Consider the following 17,006-nt stretch of genomic DNA (forward strand, 5'->3'; position numbering starts at 1 on the left):
AACAACGTGGCATCGCCTTCGGCACCGGTGCACCCTGCCCGCAACATGGCGGTGTTCCTGGCAATGCTCATCGGCGTCTTCCTGCTGGTGTTCCTGACCGGAAATAAGCTCGCCGAGCCCAAGCTCGGCATCGACCTGCAGGGCGGCACCCGCGTGACGCTCACCGCCCGCACCCCCGACGGCTCCGCCCCGACCCGCGACGCGCTCAACCAGGCCCAACAGATCATCAGCGCGCGGGTCGACGGCCTGGGGGTATCCGGGTCCGAGGTCATCATCGACGGCAACAACCTGGTTATCACGGTGCCGGGCAGCGACGGTAACGAAGCGCGCACCCTCGGGCAGACGGCCCGGCTCTACATCCGGCCGGTGATCAGCGGGGTCTCGGTGGAGGAGGCCAAGCAGGCCGGCGGCGGCCAGATGCCCGGACTTCCGGGCGGACCCGGACGGCCCGGCCTGCCGCCGGGCGTTCCCGGCGTCCCAGGAGGCGTTCCCGGCGTCCCGGGTGGAATTCCGGGCATGCCTGGCGGTATCCCCGGCGCCCCGGGCGGAGTTCCCAGCATGCCGGGCCTGCCCGGCTCGCCGGCCACCGGCGGCCAGTCCGGTTCGGGCGGGCAGGGCCTGCCGGGCGGTGGCGGTGCCGGCGGCGAAGGCGCGTTCGGCGGCGGTGCGTTCGGCGGCGGTGCGTTCGGCGGAGACAATGATTCGCTTCCCCAGCAGCCCCTGACGCCACCGGCGCAGCCGCGGCCCTACCCCCTGGAGCCGGCCCCCTCGCCGACCACCACCGCGGAGAGCCCCGGGCCGGAGAACACCACCGAAGTTCCGGGCGGCACCGGGTCCCCGGGCATCCCGCAGCCGGGTACGCCCGGTGAGGCGCCGATCCCCGGAGCGCAACTGCCGGGCATGCCGCCGGTTCCCGGCCAACCGGGCCAGCCGCAGGGCCTGGCAGCCCGTATCGCCGCCGAGAAGCGGCTGCGCCAAAGCGACAACAAGGTGGTGCAGGCCCTGGCCCTGCAGATCCAGGCCAGCCGGTGCGACAAGGAAGACATCCTGGCCGGCAACGACGACCCGGACCTGCCGCTGGTGACCTGCTCGCAGGACCACCAGACCGCCTACCTGCTGGCGCCGTCGATCATCAGCGGTGACCAGATCGCCGACGCCAGCTCCGGAATGGATCAGCGCAGCGGCTCCAACATCGTCCAGGTGCAGTTCAAGAGCGCCGCCGCCGACATCTGGGCGGACTACACCGCGGCCCACATCGGCACCCAGACCGCGTTCACCCTGGACTCTCAGGTGGTCAGCGCGCCGCAGATCCAAGAGGCGATCCCCGGCGGCCGCACCCAGATCACCGGTGGCTCACCGGGATTCACCCAGGACGAGGCACGTCAGCTGGCCAACGTATTGAAGTACGGGTCGCTGCCGCTGTCGTTCGAGGCCTCGGAGGCCGAAACCGTTTCGGCCACACTGGGAATGACCTCGCTGCGGGCGGGTCTTATCGCCGGCGCGATCGGCCTGGCGTTGGTGCTGCTCTACTCGCTGCTCTACTACCGGGTGCTCGGGGTGCTGACCGCGCTGTCGCTGGTGCTTGCCGGCGCCATGGTGTACGCGATCCTGGTGCTGTTGGGCAGATACATCAACTACACGCTCGACCTGGCCGGCATCGCCGGTCTGATCATCGGTATCGGCACCACCGCCGACTCGTTCGTGGTGTTCTTCGAGCGCATCAAAGACGAGATCCGAGAAGGCCGTTCGTTCCGCTCGGCGGTGCCGCGCGGGTGGACGCGGGCCCGTAAGACGATCGTGTCCGGCAACGCGGTGACCTTCCTGGCCGCGGCGGTGCTGTACTTCCTAGCGGTCGGCCAGGTGAAGGGCTTCGCGTTCACCCTGGGACTGACCACGATCCTGGACCTGGTCGTGGTGTTCCTGGTGACCTGGCCGCTGGTGTACCTGGCGTCCAAGTCGCCGACGCTGGCCAAGCCGACCTACAACGGCCTCGGCGCGGTTCAGCAAGTGGCACGCGAGCGGCGGGCGGTAGCCAGGGCGGGCGGCAGACCGGGTGGCAGGCCCGGAGCCAAAGCGGGCGCGCGGGTGACCGCCCAGTCGACGGGACAGGGATAGCCAGATGGCCAAACCGAGCACCAAGGGCGGCACGAAGCGCGCCACGAAGAACACCGACGCGGTCGAACTGACCGACACCCGCACCGCCGTCGAGGAGACGGCCCGCAAGACCACCGGCACGCCGCGGCCGCCGAAGCACAGCTTCTTGTCGCGGCTCTACACCGGTACCGGCGCGTTCGAGGTCATCGGCAAGCGCCGGCTGTGGTACGCGGTCAGCGGCGCAATGGTCGCGATCGCCATCTTGAGCATCCTGATCCGCGGCTTCACCTTCGGTATCGACTTCGCCGGCGGCACGAAGGTTTCGTTCCCGCGGGGCGAGACCTCGGTCACCCAGGTCGAAGATGTCTTCCGCAGCAGCGTCGGCAACAGCCCCGAATCGGTGGTGGTGGTCGGCAACGGCTCGTCGGCGACCGTGCAGATCCGCGCCGAGACGCTCACCAACGAGCAGACCGAGAAGCTGCGCGACGCCCTGTTCGACGCGTTCCAGCCCGTCGGCCCCGACGGGCAGCCCAGCAAGCAGGCGATCAGCGACTCGGCGGTGTCGGAGACCTGGGGCGCGCAGATCACCCAGAAGGCCGTGATCGCGCTGGTGGTATTCCTGCTGCTGGCGTCGCTCTACATCACGGTCCGCTACGAGTGGTACATGACGCTGGCGGCGATGATCTCCATGGTCTTCGACGTCCTGGTCACCGCCGGGGTGTATTCGTTGGTCGGCTTCGAGGTCACCCCGGCCACCGTGATCGGGTTGCTGACGATTCTCGGGTTCTCCATCTATGACACCGTCATCGTGTTCGACAAAGTCGAGGAGAACACCCACGGCTTCGAACACAAGACCCGGCGCACCTACGCCGAAGAGGCCAACCTGGCGGTCAACCAGACTTTCATGCGGTCGATCAACACCAGCCTGATCTCGGCGCTGCCGATCATGTCGCTGATGGTGGTTGCGGTGTGGCTGCTGGGGGTGGGAACGCTGCAGGACCTCGCGCTGGTGCAGTTGGTCGGGGTCATCGTCGGCACCTACTCGTCGATCTACCTGGCGACGCCGCTGCTGGTCACCCTGCGGGAGCGCACCGAGCTGGTGCAGAACCACACCCGCAAGGTGATGCGGCGCCGCAAAGCCGCTACCGGCACCACGTCCGCACCGGCCGCCTTGGAAGGCGCGGACGACGCCGAGGACACCGCCGAGGACGACGACGAGGCGACCGTGGCCGCGGGTGCCTCCGCCCCGTCACCGGCCGCCCCGGCGCCGGGCGCCAAGCCGGTGCGCCCCACCAGCCGGCGCAGCCAGCGTCCGACCGGCAAGCCGGACGCCGGACGGTAACGGAAGATGGCGGCCCGCTGTCGGCCTGCGGCGGCGTGGGTGGTGGCGATCGCCACCGCGGTGGGCGCCTGGTCGGCGTCGGCGTGCACCAGCGCCACCGTCGACCAGATCGACTACGCCGTCGACGGCGGCCTGAACACTTACAACACCACCTCGGTGGCCGGTGCCGCCTCGGCGGCACCGCAAGCGTTCTCGCGCACCCTGACCGGCTTCGGCTACCACGGCCCCGAAGGCCAGATCGTCACCGACCACGACTTCGGCAGCATCTCGGTGGTGGGACGCTCCCCACTGGTGCTGGACTACCAGATCGCTGAAGCGGCGGTCTATTCCGACGGCCACCCGATCGCCTGCGACGACCTGGTGCTGGCCTGGGCGGCTCAATCCGGGCGGTTCGGCGGCTTCGACGCCGCCAGCCGAGCCGGCTACCTCGACATCGAGCACATCGATTGCGAGCCCGGCGCCAAGAAGGCCCGGGTGTCGTTCTTCCCCGACCGCAACATCGTCGACTACGAGGAACTGTTCGCCGCGACCTCGATGATGCCGTCGCATATCCTCAGCGCCAAGCTCGGACTGAACGTCGCCGAGGCGGCGCTGGGCAGACTCGGGCCGGTCGAGGAGGTCATGCCCAAGATCGCCGAGGCCTGGAACACCACCTGGCAGCTCGACCACAACGCCGACCTGCGGAACTTCCCGTCCTCGGGTCCCTACAAGATCGACACGGTGCTCGACGGGGGCGCGGTGGTGCTGGTGGCCAACGACCTGTGGTGGGGCGCCAAGCCGGTCACCAAGCGAATCACGGTGTGGCCGCAGGGCGCCGACATCGCCGATCGGGTCAACAAACGCGTCGTGGAGGTCGTCGACGTGGCGACCGGGTCGGCCGGGTCCGTGATCACCCCGGACGACTACCAGAGCAGCGACACCCCGTCGGGCGGTATCGAACAGCTGATCTTCGCCCCGTCCGGGCCGCTGTCGGAGATCCCGGCGCGCCGGGCGGTGGCGCTGTGCACTCCGCGCGACGTGATCGCCCGCGACGCCGGTGTGCCGATGGTCAACTCGCGCCTGAACACCGCCATGGACGACGCGTTCGACCAGGCCGAGAACGTGCCCGAGGCCGAGCAGTTCGTCCACGCCGACGCCGGCGCCGCCCGCGACATGCTGGGCGGCAAACCCCTGACGGTGCGGGTCGGCTACCGCGGGCCCAACACCCGGCTGGCCGCGGTGGTCGGGGCGATCAGCGGATCGTGCGCCCCGGCCGGCATCACCGTCACCGAGGTGGCCTCCGACGGCATCGGGCCGCAGGCGCTGCGCGACGGGCAGATCGACGTGCTACTGGCGAGCACCGGCGGATCCACCGGCAGCGGCTCGACCGGGTCGTCGGCGATGGACGCCTACGAACTGTTCAGCGGCAACGGCAACAACCTGTCCGGCTACCACAACGACCAGATCGACGGCATCATCTCCGCACTGGCGGTCACCGCCGACCCCGCCGAGCTGGTGCGGCTGCTGGCCGAGAGCGCCCCGGTGCTGTGGGCCGACATGCCGACCCTGCCGCTGTACCGACAGCAGCGCACCCTGCTGTCGTCGAAGAAGACCTACGGCGTGGCCGCCAACCCCACCCGCTGGGGTGCGGGCTGGAACATGGACCGCTGGGCGCTGCAACAGTGAGATCAGCCGGAACGGCAGACGATGGCGCCGCCGAGATCATCGCGTCGTTGACCCGCGAAGTGGCCGACTTCCCGAGCCCCGGCATCGCGTTCAAAGACCTCACCCCGGTGTTCGCCGACGCCGCCGGGCTGGCCGCGGTCACCGACGCGCTGGCCCGAATCGCCGCCGGGGCCGACGTGGTGGCCGGCATCGACGCCCGCGGATTTCTGCTGGCCGGTGCGGTCGCCGGCCGGCTCGGGGTGGGCGCACTGGCGGTCCGCAAGGGCGGCAAACTGCCGCCGCCGGTGCTCACGGAGGCCTATCAGCTCGAATACGGCCAGGCGGTGCTGGAAATCCCCGCCGACGGCATCGCGTTGGCCGGCCGCCGGGTGGTGATCCTCGACGACGTTCTGGCCACCGGTGGCACACTGGCTGCCACACAGCGGCTGTTGTGCCGGGCCGGAGCCGAGGTCGTCGCGGCGGCGGTCGTGCTGGAGCTGGCCGATATGGGCGGACGCGCCGCGGTGGCGCCGTTGCCGCTGCACAGCCTGCGCCGGATTTAGCCGATATTCTCGTGGTCGGAGGTGAGCTACGTGGGCTCTGACGAGGGCTTCGAGGCCGAGCGGCGCGAGAAGGAGGGCGGCCAGCCGGTGGCGGTCTTCCAGCCGCCTGACCAGGACTCGCCCACCGAGCGCACCGATCTGCTCAAGGTGCCCACCAGCGCCTCGCGGCGGGTGCGGGCCCGGATCGCCCGCCGGATCACCGCCCAGCGCGGCGCGCTGAGCCCGGTGCTCGAGCCGCTGGTCGCGGTGCACCGGCAGTTCTACCCGAAGGCGAACCTGGCGCTGCTGCAACGCGCCTACGAGGTCGCCGAACAGCGCCACGCCACCCAGCTGCGGCACTCCGGGGACCCCTACATCACGCATCCGCTGGCGGTGGCGACCATCCTGGCCGAACTGGGCATGGACTCCACCACGTTGGTGGCCGCGCTGCTGCACGACACCGTCGAAGACACCGGCTACACCGTGGAGGCGCTCGCCGGGGAGTTCGGCGACGAGGTCGCCCACCTGGTCGACGGGGTGACCAAGCTGGACAAGGTGGTGCTGGGCACCGCGGCCGAAGCCGAGACGATCCGCAAGATGGTCATCGCGATGGCGCGTGACCCGCGGGTGCTGGTGATCAAGGTCGCCGACCGGCTGCACAATATGCGCACCATCCGCTTCCTGCCGCCGGAGAAGCAGGCCCGCAAAGCGCGTGAGACGCTGGAAGTCATTGCGCCCCTGGCGCATCGGCTGGGTATGGCCACCGTCAAATGGGAGCTCGAGGATCTGTCGTTCGCGATCCTGCACCCGAAGAAGTACGAGGAGATCGTGCGGCTGGTGGCCGACCGGGCGCCGTCGCGCGACACCTACCTGGCCAAGGTGCGCACCGAGATCATCAACACGCTGGCGAAGTCCAAGATCGCCGCGACCGTCGAGGGCCGCCCCAAGCACTACTGGTCGATCTATCAGAAGATGATCGTGCGGGGCCGCGACTTCGACGACATCTACGACCTGGTGGGGCTGCGGATCCTGTGCGACGAGATCCGGGACTGCTACGCCGCGGTCGGCGTGGTGCACTCGCTGTGGCAGCCGATGGCCGGCCGTTTCAAGGACTACATCGCCCAGCCGCGCTACGGCGTCTACCAATCGCTCCACACCACGGTGATCGGCCCGGAGGGCAAGCCGCTGGAGATCCAGATCCGTACCCGCGAGATGCACCGCACCGCCGAATACGGCATCGCCGCGCACTGGCGCTACAAGGAAGCCAAGGGCCGCAACGGGGTTCCGCACCCCAACGCCGCTGCCGAGATCGACGACATGGCCTGGATGCGTCAGCTGCTGGACTGGCAGCGGGAGGCCGCCGACCCCGGCGAGTTCCTCGAGTCGCTGCGCTATGACCTGGCCGTCAAAGAGATCTTCGTCTTCACGCCCAAGGGCGACGTGATCACCTTGCCCACCGGTTCGACCCCAGTCGACTTCGCCTACGCCGTGCACACCGAGGTCGGCCACCGCTGCATCGGTGCCCGCGTCAACGGCCGGCTGGTGGCGCTGGAACGCAAGCTGGAAAACGGCGAAGTGGTCGAGGTTTTCACCTCCAAGGCCCAGAACGCGGGGCCGTCCCGGGACTGGCAGCAGTTCGTGGTGTCGCCGCGGGCCAAGGCCAAGATCCGGCAGTGGTTCGCCAAGGAGCGCCGCGAGGAGGCACTGGAGTCCGGCAAGGACGGGATCGCCCGCGAGGTGCGCCGGGTGGGCCTGCCACTGCAGCGGCTGGTCAACGGCGAGTCGATGGCCGCGGTGGCCCGCGAACTGCACTACAGCGACGTGTCCGCGCTCTACACCGCGGTTGGTGAGAACCACATCTCGGCGCACCACGTCGTGCAGCGGCTGGTGGCCCAGCTCGGCGGCGTGGATCAGGCCGAGGAGGACCTGGCCGAGCGGTCCACCCCGATGACCGCGCTGCGCCGGCCGCGCAGTGACGACGTCGGGGTCGAAGTGCCCGGAGCGCCCGGCGTGCTGACCAAACTGGCCAAGTGCTGCACCCCGGTACCCGGGGACACCATCATGGGCTTCGTCACCCGCGGCGGCGGGGTGAGTGTGCACCGCACCGACTGCACCAACGCCGACTCGCTGCGCCAGCAGGCCGAGCGGATCATCGACGTCAAGTGGGCGCCGTCGCCGTCGTCGGTGTTCCTGGTGGCCATTCAGGTCGAGGCGCTGGATCGGCACCGGCTGCTGTCGGACATCACCCACGCACTCGCCGACGAGAAGGTCAACATCTTGTCGGCGTCGGTGACCACGTCCCGCGACCGGGTGGCGATCAGCCGGTTCACCTTCGAGATGGGCGACCCGAAGCATCTCGGGCACCTGCTCAACGTGGTCCGCAACGTCGAGGGGGTCTACGACGTCTACCGGGTGACGTCCGCGGCCTAGTTGCGTTTCTTGGCGCGAGCAGTCGCGAAAGCCCCCAAAAACGCCCGTCAGAAGGGGCTTTGGCGACTGCTCGCCGGGGATTAGTCGGCGCGGACGGACTTGACGGTCACCTTGGTGACGGGCGGGCCGTCGGTGCCGCCGCCTTGGACGCCGGCCGCGGCGATCTTGTCCAGGGTGTCCAGCCCGTCCTGCTGAATCGTGCCGAACACCGTGTACTGCGGCGGCAGCATCGAGTCCTGGTACACCAGGAAGAACTGACTGCCGTTGGTGCCGGGCCCGGCGTTGGCCATCGCCAGGGTGCCGCGCGGGTAGCGCACCGGCTGCTGCGCGGCCGGGTCGTTCGCCGCGTACTGGTCGGTGGGGTATTCGTTGGCGAACTCGTATCCCGGGCCACCGGTGCCGTCACCGGCCGGATCGCCGCACTGCAGCACGCTGAGCATCGGTGACGTGGTCAACCGGTGACACTGGGTGCCGGAGAAGAAGTCCTTGGCGCCCAGGCTGATGAAACTGTTGACCGTGCAGGGGGATTGGGCGTTGTTGAGCATCAACCCGATGGGGCCCTGGTCGGTCATCATCGACACGCTGACCTCGGCCGGCTCGGTGGGGACCTTGCCGGAGCGCGGCGGATCGACCGGCTTGCTGGCCGGGCGCGCCTTCGGGTACTGGCAATCGGCGCCCAGGGTGGGCGAGGCGGTGAACTTCGGCAGCTGCCCGGGTTCAGCCGGCGACGCCGAAGCGGAGTCGGCCGGCTCGGAGGTCTCCGACGTCGAGGAGGCGTTGACGCTGCCGGTATCGCCGTCGCCGCGCAGCACCACGAACACCACACCGGCCACCAACAGCACGGCCACCACCGCGCCGGCGATCATCAGGATCCGGCGCTGCTTGCGGGCTGCCTCGGCGCGCTCCTGCACCTGCTGGTCCAGCTTGCGCTTGGCTTGGGCGCGCCGTTCTTCATTCGTGGACACCGCCGGATTACCTCCCTGGCTCGCGGGTGAGTCGGCTCTACAGTCTGCCAAAGTCTGCCAGCACCGCCCACGTCCACGCCGCAACGGCGCGCAATGGGAAACTGGTGCACGTGTTGGTCACCGGATTCCCCGCCGGAATGCTGGCGTGCAACTGTTACGTGGTGGCGCAGCGGCAAGGCGCCGACGCGATCGTCGTCGACCCCGGCCAGCGGGCGATGCCCCGGCTGCGCCACATCCTCGACGAGAATCGGCTGACACCGTCCGCGGTGCTGCTCACCCACGGCCACATCGACCACATCTGGTCGGCGCAGAAGGTCTCCGACACCTACGGCTGCCCGACCTACATCCACCCCGAGGACCGCTTCATGCTTACCGACCCACTGCGGTCGCTGGGCACGCTGCCGGGCCAGGCGTTGTTCGGCGTCTTGAGCAAGGTGATGTTCTCCGAGCCCAAACAGCTGGTCGAACTCGACCGCGACGGGGACAAGATCGGCTTGGGCGACACCACCGTCACCGTCGATTTCACTCCCGGGCACACCCGCGGTTCAGTGGTCTTCCGGGTCGAAGGCGACGCCGACGAGATGGTGTTCAGCGGGGACACCCTGTTTCAGAACTCGGTCGGCCGCACCGACCTGCCCGGCGGCAGCGGCCGCGATCTGCTGACCTCGATCGTCGACAAGCTGTTGTGCCTCGACGATGCGACCGTGGTGCTGCCCGGCCACGGACCCGCGACCACCATCGGCGCCGAGCGCCGGTTCAACCCGTTCCTGGAAGGGCTGAGTGCGTGAGCACCTTTGCCGCCCCCAAAGGGGTGCCCGATTACGTCCCACCCGCTTCGGCCGGCTTCGTCGCGGTGCGCGACGGGTTGTTGGCGGCGGCCCGTCGTGCCGGCTACGGCGACATCGAGCTGCCGATCTTCGAGGACACCGCGCTGTTCGCCCGGGGGGTGGGGGAGTCCACCGATGTGGTGTCCAAGGAGATGTACACCTTCGCCGACCGCGGAGACCGGTCGGTGACGCTGCGCCCCGAGGGCACCGCCGGGGTGGTGCGCGCGGTGATCGAGCACGGACTGGACCGCGGGCAGCTGCCGGTCAAGCTCTGTTACTCCGGGCCGTTCTTCCGCTACGAGCGTCCGCAGGCCGGCCGGTACCGGCAGCTGCAGCAGGTCGGGGTGGAGGCGATCGGCGTCGACGATCCGGCGCTGGACGCCGAGGTGATCGCGGTGGCCGACGCCGGGTTCCGCTCCCTGGGCCTGGACGGCTTCCGGCTGGAGATCACCTCGCTGGGCGATGACACCTGCCGGCCGGCCTATCGAGAGTTGTTGCAGCAGTTCCTGTTCGGGCTCGACCTCGACGAGGAGACCCTCCGCCGCGCCCAGATCAACCCGCTGCGGGTGCTCGACGACAAACGCCCGCAGGTGCGCGAGATGACCGCCGCCGCACCGCTGATGCTCGATCACCTCTCCGATGCCGCCAAACAGCATTTCGACATTGTGTTGGCACATCTGGATGCCCTGGGGGTGCCCTATGTGATCAACCCGCGGATGGTGCGCGGCCTGGACTACTACACCAAGACCACCTTCGAATTCGTGCACGACGGGCTCGGCGCGCAGTCCGGCATCGGCGGGGGTGGGCGCTACGACGGGCTGATGAGCCAGCTCGGTGGGCAAGACCTGTCCGGGATCGGCTTCGGGCTCGGGGTCGACCGCACCTTGTTGGCGCTGGCCGCCGAGGGCAAGACGGTGGGGGTGAGCACCCGCTGCGACGTCTTCGCGGTGGGACTGTCCGAGGCGGCCAAACTGCGCTTGGCGGTGCTGGCCGGCCAGTTGCGGGCCGCCGGTGTGCGGGTGGATCTGGCCTATGGCGGTCGCGGCCTCAAGGGCGCGATGCGCGCCGCCGACCGCTCCGGCGCCGTGATCGCCCTGGTCGCCGGTGACCGCGACCTGGAGGCCGGCACCGTCGGCGTCAAGAACCTGGCTACTGGCGAGCAGGTCGATGTGCCGATCGACGGCGTGGTCGCCGAGGTCGTGGGCCGGCTACCGCGAGCTTGCGACGATGCCGGAAAATCCGGGAAAACGCCTGCGTGAGCGCATTTTCGCCCCCCGCACGCGACGCGATTCAGAGCGTCCGGTGCTGACCCTCCGGTACCGTGACGCGGTATGACGACCATGCGGAACGTGACAGTCAGGTTCGGAACGGTGCTGCTGATGGCCGCCGCCGGAGTGGCAGCCAGCCAAGCGACCTCCCTTGCGGACCCCGAGCCCACGACGCCGCCGACGGCCGAAAGCCCGGCCGAAGCCCCGGCGGCAGCCCCGGCCGAGAACTCAACAGAGCCCTCGGGCGAAGCACCCCCGAAGAAAAGCTCGACCAACGGTCACGAGGTCACCTACACCATCACCGCTACCAGCGATCTGAACACCAACATCTCCTACATCAAGACCGATCCGCCGAGCATGGCGGCCTACAACGCCAACGCCTCGGAGTACCTCGAGACCGTCAGGGCGCCGATCGCCGGGGGGCAGCCGCTGGTTTACACCGCCACGCTGGCCGACCCGGGCCAGTGGGCGCTGGTCACCGCCAGCGGAGGCTTGCGGGTCAACCCCGAATTCCACTGCGAGATCGCCGTCGACGGCGAGGTGGTGGTCTCCCAGCAGGGCGGCAGCGGCGTGTCGTGCTCGACGCGCCCTTGGTAGCCGCGGCTCACTGCGCGGCCACGACGACGACCTCGGCGGGCTCACTGCCCACCGTGCGGAGGCGGTGGCTGATCGAGGCGTCGAAGTAGGCGCTGTCGCCGGCGGTCAGCGTCCACGTCGCATCGCCGTACTCCAACTCGACGGTTCCGGTGTGGACGAACACGAACTCCTGGCCCTGGTGGAGGGGATGGGCGTCGCGCGCGGTGCGCCCGGTGGGCCGTACCACAAACGGGGACATCGACTTTGCCAGCATGCCTGACGCCATCGCCCGGTAGCGTTGCCGGTCCGCGGTGCGGTCGGCGGCCCGGTCGACGGCGATTTTGTCCTCAGCGCCGCGTTCGGAGAACAGTTGTGCCACATCGGCATCCAAGGCCTGGGCGACTTTGATGGCCGTCGCGATCGATGGTGTGCTGTGACTGCGTTCGATCTTGGACAGGTAGCTCTTGGTCAGCCCGGTCCGCTCGGCGAGGGCTTCGAGGGTGAGCCCGCGTTGCTTGCGGACCGCGCGCAACAGTTCGGTCATCACCCCATGATGACACAAGGTGTCCTATCGAATACCATGTTGTCATGGCCGAGACATTCACCGACTCCAAATCCGAGTTGATGCAGCGTGCGGAGCGTCGATTCGCGGAGAACTTCGGGCAAGACAGCTGGTCGACCCGCCAGAAACTGGCGTTGACCTGCCGCGCGCTGTTCGACCGCGGCCACGACTCGGGGCTGGCCGGTCAGATCACCGCCCGGGCCGAGACGCCCGGCGCCTACTACACCCAGCGGCTCGGCCTCGGGTTCGACGAGATCACCGACGCCAACCTGCTGCTGGTCGACGAAGACCTCAACGTCATCGAGGGCGAGGGGATGGCCAACCCCGCCAACCGATTCCACAGCTGGATCTACCGGGCCCGTCCGGACGTGCAGTGCATCGTGCACACCCATCCGTTCCACGTGGCCGCGTTGTCGATGCTGGAGACTCCGCTGGTCATCTCGCACATGGACACCACACCGCTCTATGACGACTGCGCGTTCCTGCCGAACTGGCCCGGAGTGCCGGTCGGCAACGAGGAAGGCGAAATCATCTCGCACGCCATCGGCGACAAGAAGGCGATCCTGCTGGCGCACCACGGCCAGATCGTGGCCGGCGCCAGCGTGGAGGAGGCGTGCTCGCTGGCCGTACTGATCGAACGTGCCGCCGCGCTGCAACTGGCCGCCATGGCTGCCGGCACCATCAAAGAACTCCCGGAGAAACTCGCCCGCGAAGCCCACGACTGGACCCTGCTGCCCAACCGCAGCCAGGCCAATTTCGCCTACTACGCCCGCCGCGCACTGGCCGGGCACCCCGACGCGATCACCGCATAGATCACCGCATAACTAAGGAGTCCTCGTGGCAGCACAATTACGCGGTGTCATCGGCTATCCGGTGACACCGTTCAGCGACGGCGGTATCGACACCGCGGTCCTGGCGAGCGTCATCGACCACCTCGTCGATGCCGGAGTACACGCCATCGCCCCGTTGGGCAGCACCGGTGAACTGGCCTACCTCAGCGAACCCGAGTTCGACGCATGCGTCGACGCGTCGATCGCGGCGGTCGCCGGACGGCTGCCGGTGCTGGTCGGCGTCTCGGATCTGACCACCGCGACCACGGTGCGGCGCGCCCGTTATGCCGCGCAGGCCGGCGCCGACGCGGTGATGGTGGCGCCGGTGTCGTACTGGAAACTCTCCGAGCGCGAGATCACCACCCACTATCAGGCTGTCTCCGATGCCGTCGACGTCGACATCGTCGCCTACAACAACCCGGCCACCTCCGGGGTGGACATGAGCCCCGAGCTGCTGGTCAGCATGTTCGAGGGCATCGAACACGTCACCATGGTCAAGGAGTCCACCGGGGATCTGACCCGGATGCTGCGGATCGCGAAGTTGTCCGACGGGCGCCTGCCGTTCTTCAACGGCAGTAACCCGCTGGTGCTCGACGCGCTGCGCGCCGGCGCCGCCGGCTGGTGCACGGCGGCGCCCAATCTGCGCGCACAACCGTGCTTGGACCTCTACGCCGCGGTCAGCGCGGGCCAGCTGGACACCGCGCAGGCGCTCTACGACGACCTCAAGCCGCTGCTGGAGTTCATCGTGGCCGGCGGGCTGGCCACTACGGTCAAAGCCGGCCTGGAATTGCTCGGAGTACCGGCCGGAGCGCCGCGGCGCCCGCTGCTGCCGCTCGACGACGCCGGCCGCGCCGAGCTGCGCGGGCTACTCGGCGAGCTCTAACCCAGGTCGGCTGCGGCGAAGGTGTCGCACTGGCCCGGGTCGCCGGTCTGGTAGCCGACGGTGAACCAGTGCTGGCGCTGCGTCGAAGCGCCATGGGTCCAGGACTCCGGGTTGACGCGGCCGGTGGCGGCCTGCTGGATGCGGTCGTCACCCACCGAGGAAGCCGCGGACAGCGCGTCGCGGATGTCCTCGTCGGTCAGCGGCTTCAAGAACGGTACGCCGGTGCTCTTCTGTTTGGTCACCGACGCATAGTGCGCCCACACCCCGGCGTAGCAGTCGGCCTGCAATTCGGTGCGCACCCCGGCGCCGGTCGCGCCCTGCGCACCGTGCTGGGCTCGGCCGAGCACGCCGCGCAGGTTCTGCACATGGTGGCCGAACTCATGGGCCACCACATATTCCTGGGCCAGCGGCCCGCTGCTGGAGCCGAACTGGTCGACGAGCACCTGGAAGAAGTCGGTATCGAAGTAGGCGGTCTGGTCGGCGGGACAGTAGAACGGCCCGACCGCGCTGTTGGCGACCCCGCATCCGGTGCTGGTCTGCCCGGTGAAGAGCTGCACCTGGGGGCGGCTGTAGCCGCGCAACAGCTCCGACCACACCGCGTCGACCGAGTTGGCGGTGGCCACCACCCGGCACTGCACGTATTTATTGGCGTCCGCCCCGGTGCGGCATTTGCTGAGGTCGAATCCCGGCGCCGTGTACTGCCCGCGATCTACCGGCTGCTGGCTGAGCACATCGCCGGGATCGGCCCCCAGCAGCAGCGCCACCACCATGATCACCAGCCCGGCGACACCACCGCCGATGGCGATCCCACGACCGCCGCCGCCGGATGAGGTGGTGCTGGTATCGATCTGCATGCCTTCGTTGAAGGTCATCGCACGCTCCGTCGGATTTCCGTAGGTTCAAGGTGGCCGGCCGACCTGCTTGTGGGGCTCCTTAGCTTTGCACATCCGCGCCGGCGATCCGGGCGGGTTGACGGCGGCTGACGGGGCCTAATACCGGTACTTCGCTAAGTGAAGACAACGTTGTCTGACCAGTTCCCAAACCTTTACTGAATGTTTGTCGCCGTGCTGTACGGGGCGCTGACGCCGGTGTTACGTTCTGCTTCCGGCTGCAGTGGGAGATCACTCCTGCAACGGCCGCCACAGCTATCCGGAGAGGTGGTTTGCTCGGTGGACACGTCAGCTCATCCCGTTACGCGCCTTCAGTGGCGCCGCGGCCCGAGCTGCCGGTCGCATCGGCAACCAAAGCTTTATCAGACCGTTATTACACGAGTCCGCTAGAGTGACGCGCGTCAACTACTGACCCAGACTTCGTTCGCGTAACACCACATCGCTGCAGGTTCCAGGAGGAAAGATGTCATTCGTAACCGCCCAGCCGGAGGTTTTGACGGCGGCTGCGGGCAGCCTGTCCGGAATCGGTGATTCTATGACCGCGGGCATGGCCGCCGCGGCCGCCCCCACCACGGGTGTGGTGCCCCCTGCCGCCGACATGGTGTCGGCGATGACTGCTGCCCAGTTCGCTACCCATGCGCAGCTTTTTCAGCAGGTCAGCGCCCAGGCTGCGGCGGTTCACCAGCAGATCGTGGCCACCTTGAGCGGGAACTCGAACGCCTACGCCCTCACTGAGGCTGCCAACGCCGCATCGGCCGGCTGAGTCAGGGCGCGTCAATGAGCTTCAGTGTGTTTCCGCCGGAGATCAACTCCGGCTTGATCTATACCGGGCCGGGTTCGGCGCCTCTGCTGGAGGCGGCAGCGGCTTGGACCAACCTGGCAGCCGAACTGTCGACGTCAGCGACGGCGACGCACTCGGTGGTCACCAACCTCGCTTCGACCTGGACCGGGATGGGGTCCGCGGCGGCGACGTCTTCGGTGGCGCCATATGTTGCCTGGCTGCAGCAGGCGTCGGCCAACGCCACCCAGAACGCGGCACTGGCCACGCAGGCGGCCGCCCTGTTCGAGGCGGCCCGGGCCGGGTCGGTGCCGCCGCCGGTGATCGCGGCGAACCGGGCGATGCTGCTGGCGTTGATCTCGACCAACTTCTTCGGGCAGAACACCCCGGCGATCGCCGCGACCGAGGCCCAGTACGAGGCGATGTGGGCGCAGGACGGCGCCGCGATGGACACCTACAACGGCTCGGCCCAGGCCAACAACAACCTGATGCAGGTCCAGTCGTCGCCGCCGAACTCTGCACAGGCGACGCAGGCGGGGTCGGCCGCCGACACCAGCACCGGAGCCCCGGTCCCGGGCACCCCCGACGGCGGGGCCGTCAACCCGGGCTACAACCTGTCGACCGTCGGCGGGATCATGGAAACGCTCGGCATCGATCCGAGCGCGCTCGGCATCACCGACGCGACTCTCCTTGCCACCCCGATCAACTCGCTTACCTCGCCCATGACGATGGGCACTTCGTTCGGCATGATGGCGATGCGCATGCTGATGATGCTCCCGCAGCTCGCCCGTATGGGCGCGATGGGCGGCACGATGGGCTCCCTGGCGGGCCAGACCGCCGGCGCCGGCGGCGCCGGAACCCTGATGACCCAGATCGGCGACTTCGTCAACGACAAGCTGCAGGGCGCGGTCGGCGTGCTGGCCGGCCACTTCAGCTCCGCCACCAACGCCATCTCCGCCAAGCTCGGCCAGGCCGCCTCGATGGGGGCGCTGAAGGTGCCGCAAGCGTGGTCGATGGCCGCCGACGGCATGGTCCGTGCCGCTCCGGTGCTGCCGTCGACCACGGTCAGTGCCCCCATTCAGACCATGTCGGCGTCATCGGGGCTGCCCGGTGGCCCGTTCGGCAACGCGCTCATGGGCGCCATGGCCGGACGCGGACTCGGAGCGGTCGCCGCCAAGGCCCCCAAAGTTATGCCCCGTTCGCCGGCCGGCGGGTAACGGAAGGGGCCTGAACACACGTGTCCGCCGGGCCGCCGCCCGGCACCACAACGAATTCCGAGCAAGAAGGAGAAATTTTCATGGCAACACGTTTTATGACCGATCCGGACGCGATGCGCAGCATGGCGGGGCGTTTCGATGTGCATGCTCAGACGGTG

Annotated in this window: 15 protein-coding genes and 1 pseudogene; 13 read left to right on the forward strand and 3 right to left on the reverse strand. The window is 68.8% G+C overall.

The window, feature by feature from the left end; genetic code table 11:
* Positions 1-6: 6 nt before the first annotated feature.
* The 5 genes from secD to A5648_RS03385 all read left to right on the forward strand — a co-directional run bounded on the left by secD (position 7) and on the right by A5648_RS03385 (position 8,052).
* Positions 7-2,115 carry a protein translocase subunit SecD gene (gene secD / locus A5648_RS03365; protein ID WP_065023190.1) on the forward strand — a complete coding sequence of 703 codons (2,109 nt, stop codon included), beginning with the start codon at positions 7-9 and terminating at the stop codon, positions 2,113-2,115.
* 4 nt (positions 2,116-2,119) lie between these two features.
* Complete coding sequence (gene secF, locus A5648_RS03370; protein ID WP_065023191.1) at positions 2,120-3,436, forward strand: protein translocase subunit SecF; 1,317 nt, start codon at positions 2,120-2,122, stop codon at positions 3,434-3,436.
* A gap of 6 nt (positions 3,437-3,442) precedes the next feature.
* Positions 3,443-5,101 (forward strand): ABC transporter substrate-binding protein, encoded by a 1,659-nt coding sequence (locus A5648_RS03375; protein ID WP_065023192.1) that lies wholly within the window; start codon positions 3,443-3,445, stop codon positions 5,099-5,101.
* Entirely contained in the window at positions 5,098-5,643 is a 546-nt protein-coding gene (locus A5648_RS03380) for an adenine phosphoribosyltransferase (protein ID WP_065023193.1), read from the forward strand. The genes A5648_RS03375 and A5648_RS03380 overlap by 4 nt, the downstream gene beginning before the upstream one ends.
* An 87-nt stretch (positions 5,644-5,730) precedes the next feature.
* Positions 5,731-8,052 carry a RelA/SpoT family protein gene (locus tag A5648_RS03385; RefSeq protein WP_065023206.1) on the forward strand — a complete coding sequence of 774 codons (2,322 nt, stop codon included), beginning with the start codon at positions 5,731-5,733 and terminating at the stop codon, positions 8,050-8,052.
* A gap of 80 nt (positions 8,053-8,132) precedes the next feature.
* Here A5648_RS03385 and A5648_RS03390 read toward each other — a convergent pair whose 3' ends face one another.
* Entirely contained in the window at positions 8,133-9,017 is an 885-nt protein-coding gene (locus tag A5648_RS03390) for a peptidylprolyl isomerase (protein WP_065023194.1), read from the reverse strand.
* A 110-nt stretch (positions 9,018-9,127) separates the two neighbouring features.
* Between A5648_RS03390 and A5648_RS03395 the strand changes: the two genes are divergently transcribed.
* The 3 genes from A5648_RS03395 to A5648_RS03405 all read left to right on the forward strand — a co-directional run bounded on the left by A5648_RS03395 (position 9,128) and on the right by A5648_RS03405 (position 11,709).
* Positions 9,128-9,805 (forward strand): MBL fold metallo-hydrolase, encoded by a 678-nt coding sequence (locus A5648_RS03395; protein ID WP_064853626.1) that lies wholly within the window; start codon positions 9,128-9,130, stop codon positions 9,803-9,805.
* A complete protein-coding gene (hisS, locus tag A5648_RS03400) occupies positions 9,802-11,103 on the forward strand; it encodes a histidine--tRNA ligase (protein WP_065023195.1) in 1,302 nt (433 codons plus the stop codon). The genes A5648_RS03395 and hisS overlap by 4 nt, the downstream gene beginning before the upstream one ends.
* A gap of 81 nt (positions 11,104-11,184) precedes the next feature.
* Positions 11,185-11,709, forward strand: a complete 525-nt coding sequence (locus tag A5648_RS03405) for a hypothetical protein (protein ID WP_082966308.1) — start codon at positions 11,185-11,187, stop codon at positions 11,707-11,709.
* Positions 11,710-11,716: 7 nt separating this feature from the next.
* Here A5648_RS03405 and A5648_RS03410 read toward each other — a convergent pair whose 3' ends face one another.
* Positions 11,717-12,232 carry a helix-turn-helix domain-containing protein gene (locus tag A5648_RS03410; RefSeq protein WP_065023197.1) on the reverse strand — a complete coding sequence of 172 codons (516 nt, stop codon included), beginning with the start codon at positions 12,230-12,232 and terminating at the stop codon, positions 11,717-11,719.
* 44 nt (positions 12,233-12,276) lie between these two features.
* Here A5648_RS03410 and A5648_RS03415 point away from each other — a divergent pair, with 44 nt between their 5' ends.
* Positions 12,277-13,062 carry an aldolase gene (locus A5648_RS03415; protein WP_065023198.1) on the forward strand — a complete coding sequence of 262 codons (786 nt, stop codon included), beginning with the start codon at positions 12,277-12,279 and terminating at the stop codon, positions 13,060-13,062.
* A gap of 25 nt (positions 13,063-13,087) precedes the next feature.
* Positions 13,088-13,963: a dihydrodipicolinate synthase family protein gene (locus tag A5648_RS03420; protein WP_065023199.1), complete on the forward strand. Its 876-nt coding sequence runs from the start codon at positions 13,088-13,090 to the stop codon at positions 13,961-13,963.
* Here the strand turns inward: A5648_RS03420 and ypfJ are convergent.
* Positions 13,960-14,835, reverse strand: coding sequence for a KPN_02809 family neutral zinc metallopeptidase (gene ypfJ, locus A5648_RS03425; protein WP_065023200.1), 876 nt, complete (start codon positions 14,833-14,835; stop codon positions 13,960-13,962). The two genes, A5648_RS03420 and ypfJ, sit on opposite strands and share 4 nt — an antisense overlap.
* Positions 14,836-15,316: 481 nt before the next feature.
* Between ypfJ and A5648_RS03430 the strand changes: the two genes are divergently transcribed.
* The 3 genes and pseudogenes from A5648_RS03430 to A5648_RS22360 form a co-directional block, all read left to right on the forward strand.
* Positions 15,317-15,616 (forward strand): PE family protein, encoded by a 300-nt coding sequence (locus A5648_RS03430; protein WP_065023201.1) that lies wholly within the window; start codon positions 15,317-15,319, stop codon positions 15,614-15,616.
* Positions 15,617-15,630: 14 nt separating this feature from the next.
* A complete protein-coding gene (locus A5648_RS03435; RefSeq protein WP_065023202.1) occupies positions 15,631-16,848 on the forward strand; it encodes a PPE family protein in 1,218 nt (405 codons plus the stop codon).
* Positions 16,849-16,928: 80 nt separating this feature from the next.
* A pseudogene (locus tag A5648_RS22360) lies at positions 16,929-17,006 on the forward strand (WXG100 family type VII secretion target); the annotation flags it as partial.

The sequence above is a fragment of the Mycolicibacter sinensis genome (genome assembly GCF_001673565.1).
GTDB lineage: Bacteria > Actinomycetota > Actinomycetes > Mycobacteriales > Mycobacteriaceae > Mycobacterium > Mycobacterium sinense_C.